The 3,640-nt window shown below is 51.6% G+C and carries 4 protein-coding genes; 3 read left to right on the plus strand and 1 reads right to left on the minus strand.

All coding sequences use genetic code 11. The annotated features are described in order from the left end of the window. The 3 genes from pyk to QMD03_07825 all read left to right on the plus strand — a co-directional run. The coding region (pyk, locus tag QMD03_07815; GenBank protein ID MDI6777125.1) for a pyruvate kinase at positions 1-1,173 on the plus strand (1,173 nt) is incomplete at its 5' end. A gap of 20 nt (positions 1,174-1,193) precedes the next feature. After that, complete coding sequence (locus QMD03_07820; GenBank protein MDI6777126.1) at positions 1,194-1,541, plus strand: hypothetical protein; 348 nt, start codon at positions 1,194-1,196, stop codon at positions 1,539-1,541. A 43-nt stretch (positions 1,542-1,584) separates the two neighbouring features. After that, entirely contained in the window at positions 1,585-3,000 is a 1,416-nt protein-coding gene (locus QMD03_07825) for an MmgE/PrpD family protein (GenBank protein MDI6777127.1), read from the plus strand. A 19-nt stretch (positions 3,001-3,019) separates the two neighbouring features. Here QMD03_07825 and QMD03_07830 read toward each other — a convergent pair. After that, positions 3,020-3,640 (minus strand): enoyl-CoA hydratase-related protein (locus tag QMD03_07830; protein ID MDI6777128.1); only part of this gene is annotated, 621 nt, incomplete at its 5' end.

The raw sequence follows: 3,640 nt of genomic DNA on the forward strand, positions 1-3,640 counted from the left end.
CCTGATCCCGGTGTGCTTCTTGAACCAAGACAGGATTTCATCCTCACCAGCCATAACGTAGAAGGCAGCCGGGAAATGGTTTCCCTCTCCTATCCTGACCTCCCCGGAGAAGTCAAGACAGGAGACAGACTTCTCCTCTCAGACGGCCTGATTGAACTGATAGTGGTCAGGGCCAGCGCCAGCGATATCTACTGTAAAGTTATCACCGGCGGGTTGCTCACCTCCCACAAGGGGATAAACCTCCCGACGGGAACAATACGTGCCCCCTTTCTGGCAGACAAGGATCGGCAGGACCTTCTTTTCGGGTTAGAGCACGACGTTGATTATATCGCATTATCATTTGTGAAGACAGGAGATGATGTCAGGATGGTAAAAGACATCATCCGGGAAAAGGGGGCCGACACCCCTGTTATTGCCAAGATCGAAAAGCACGAGGCTCTTGAACATCTGGAAGATATTGTTGGTATCTCCGACGGTATTATGGTGGCCCGCGGCGACCTGGGCGTGGAGATCCCCCTCGAAGAGGTGCCTCTCATCCAGAAAAAGCTGATTCGCACGGCAAATGCCTATGGTAAACCGGTGATTACGGCGACCCAGATGCTCCGCTCCATGGTCAATGCCCCCCGTCCGACCCGGGCAGAAGCGGCGGATGTGGCCAATGCCGTCCTTGACGGAACTGATGCAGTGATGCTCTCCGAAGAAACGGCAACAGGGAGCTATCCCCTGGAAACTGTCAGGGTTATGGATCGCCTCGCCACCATCGCGGAGACCGGATTCCCTTACGAGTTGTTTCTCCGTTCAACCCCCAAAAAAGACATACCCGAATCCGTCGCCCACGCATCCTGTGTCCTGGCCGACCATCTCGACGCCCGGGCAATCGTGGCCCATACCCAGTCGGGCCTGACCGCAAGGCATATCTCCCGCTTCAGACCGAGGCAACCGATCATCGCCCTGTCACCAAATGCCAAAACTGTACAGAGACTGACTCTCTTCTGGGGTTGCCTGCCACGTCTGATCGAAGACCCCCACGACACAGACGCTATGATTGAAAAGGCATCTCAGTCGGCGCTGGAAACCGGCGAGGTGTCCGCCGGAGATACCATTGTCGTCACCATGGGCCACCCCATCCGGGTAACCGGCACCACTAATATGATCCGGGTCAAGAAACTATAAGCACCAGAATGGCTGCTCCGATGTCCAAAAAGCAGGACAGAGGCATAAATGTAGCCGCAGGCTTTAGCCTGCGCCTTAACACCAGCGATAGAAAGACACGAAATATGGAAATATGGGCAATCAATGGCGAACAGGAGGATGTGGACGTTATAGGCATTAGCAGTTCCATGGGAGAGCATCTCTATATTGCTTCCAATTTAGTGAAAGCGCTAAATGAACAGAAGATAGAAATACCGGTGATTAGGGGGGGTGTTATCCCCTCAAGGGATATACCGGAACTTTTAGATATAGGAGTAAAGAAGGTATTCGGGCCAGGCTCTGCCCCGTCTGAAATAGTGGACTTTGCCTTTGAGATGTCGAAAAATTAGCTAAACACCTGACTACTGTAATTAAAAATGGGAGGATTTAGAAATGTACTATGCTGAGAGATTGGCTGAGTGGCTTGTTCATTTGAAATACGAAGATATTCCTGCTGATGTGGTTGAAAAGGCTAAAGCCTGTATCTACGATTGGGTATGTATAACCATCTATGGCGCTGACTCCCCCTGGAGTAAAGCCCTTCTTGATATAGTGAGAGAGACCGGCGGGAAGGAAGAATCTACGATCCTGATGCACGGGGATCGCCTGCCCTGTGCCCATGCCGCCATGGTAAATGCAGTAATGGCTTTGAGTTACGACTTGAGTGATACATATCCGAAAGTCGAACTGCACCCAAGCTGCTCGGTGATAGCCTCGGCGTTGGCCGTGGGTGAGAGGGAGAATGTTACAGGAAAAGACCTTATCACCGCTGTCGTCGGGGGGTATGAGGTAATAACAAGGGTCGCTGCGGCCATGAATAGAAGACCGGACAGTTTCACCGCCGTCAGAGGGTTTGAGGCGAATTCCATCTTCCCTCCCTTCGGCGCCGTTGCCGGCGCTGGTAAGCTCCTTAATCTGAAAGAAGAAGAAATGGCCAATGCCTTTGGTCTGGCAGGGGGATCAATGGGAGCGGCTACCATTGAATACCTCCTCGACGGAAACTGGACGTACAGGTGGAACTCGGGAAGGGCGGCCCTTAACGGGATCTTGAATGCCCTCATGGCAAAAAGGGGATTTGTGGGCCCCCGTGCCGTCTTTGAGGGACACTGGGACGATAAGGGAAGGTACGGGGTGATCGCCGCCCTGGCGGGTAACATGATGTACAGAGACAGCCTTGTCGAGGGGCTGGGGGATGTTTGGAATATTAAGGAGATGGCCTTTAAGTATTACGGATGCTGTCACTATAACCAGGGGTACACGGATGGCATCGTCAAACTTATGAAGGAATGTGGATTTGCCGCAGAAGACGTAGAGGAAATAACGGCCTGCGTTCCCCATTTTGCTCTCTTTCTGGGAGTTCCCAGGGAGGTAAAGGTCAAACCCAAAAATCTGACCATTGCCCAGTGGAGCCTCCCCTTTGTCCTGGCCACGGTATTGGCCGATGGCCACCTTCTCGATCCCAGGGAGCAACTATCCGATAAAAGACTGACGGATCCGGAGATGCTCAAGCTAACGGAAAGGGTGAAAATAGAAAGGGACAGGGAACTGGATAAGACCTTTATGGAAGAAGGTATATTCAAGTCTCCCTTGAAAGTCCGTTTAAAGAGCGGCAAGGACTATGAAATTACATCCACATGCAAAGGTTTCCCCCATAATCCCCTGACCGAGGAAGAGATGGACCACAAATTCGATGCCCTTACCTCAGGTGTATGCGACGAAGAAAAAAGAGCGCAGATGAAGAGGGAATTGAAGAACTTGGAAGAGATAAAAAGCATCTCTGCCTTGATGAGGAACTGGTGGCAGGGGTAATAATCCTCGGTCTACCCATCTATAACCCTTTGAAGACCGGTTCCCTTTTTTCCAAAAAGGCCCTTACCCCTTCCCGGTGATCTTCCGTTTTCAGGCAAATGCTATTGGCATTCGCCTCCAGATCCAATTCCGTTATCAGATCCATGTTGATCCCCTTGTAAAGGATTTCCTTGATCATCCCCAGGGCCAGGGGGGATTTTTTCGCGATCCTGTTTGCCAGTTCATAGGTGGCTCTTTCCGCCTCCTCATGGGGTGCCACCCTATTTACTATTCCTAACCTATCCGCCTCTTTTGCGTCAATTACATCTCCCGTGAAGTATAATTCGAGGGCCTTTGCCGGACCAACCAGCCGGGGAAGAAAATAGAGACCGCCGTAATCCGAGACCAACCCCATATTGATGAAGCCCTCACCGAACCTGGCCTTTTCAGAGGCGATCCTGAGATCACAGGCGAGGGCGATATTGCATCCCGCCCCGATAGCGGGACCATTTACCCAGGCAATCACCGGTTTTTCCAAACCCCGAATATTTTCTATTATCTTATGGGCAACATTACGCACAAATTCCCTTCTCTCAACCAAACCGACTTCCACACTCAGGCGTTCCATCTCTTTCAGATTTCCACCGGCACAAAAGGCCTT

The organism is Syntrophales bacterium, from assembly GCA_030018935.1.
GTDB lineage: Bacteria > Desulfobacterota > Syntrophia > Syntrophales > CG2-30-49-12 > CG2-30-49-12.

What these genes read in the sequence shown, in the direction of transcription:
- QMD03_07820 (MDI6777126.1), top strand. Translation starts at nt 1,194, where the DNA reads ATGTCCAAAAAGCAGGACAGAGGCATAAATGTAGCCGCAGGCTTTAGC.
- QMD03_07825 (MDI6777127.1), top strand. Translation starts at nt 1,585, where the DNA reads ATGTACTATGCTGAGAGATTGGCTGAGTGGCTTGTTCATTTGAAATAC.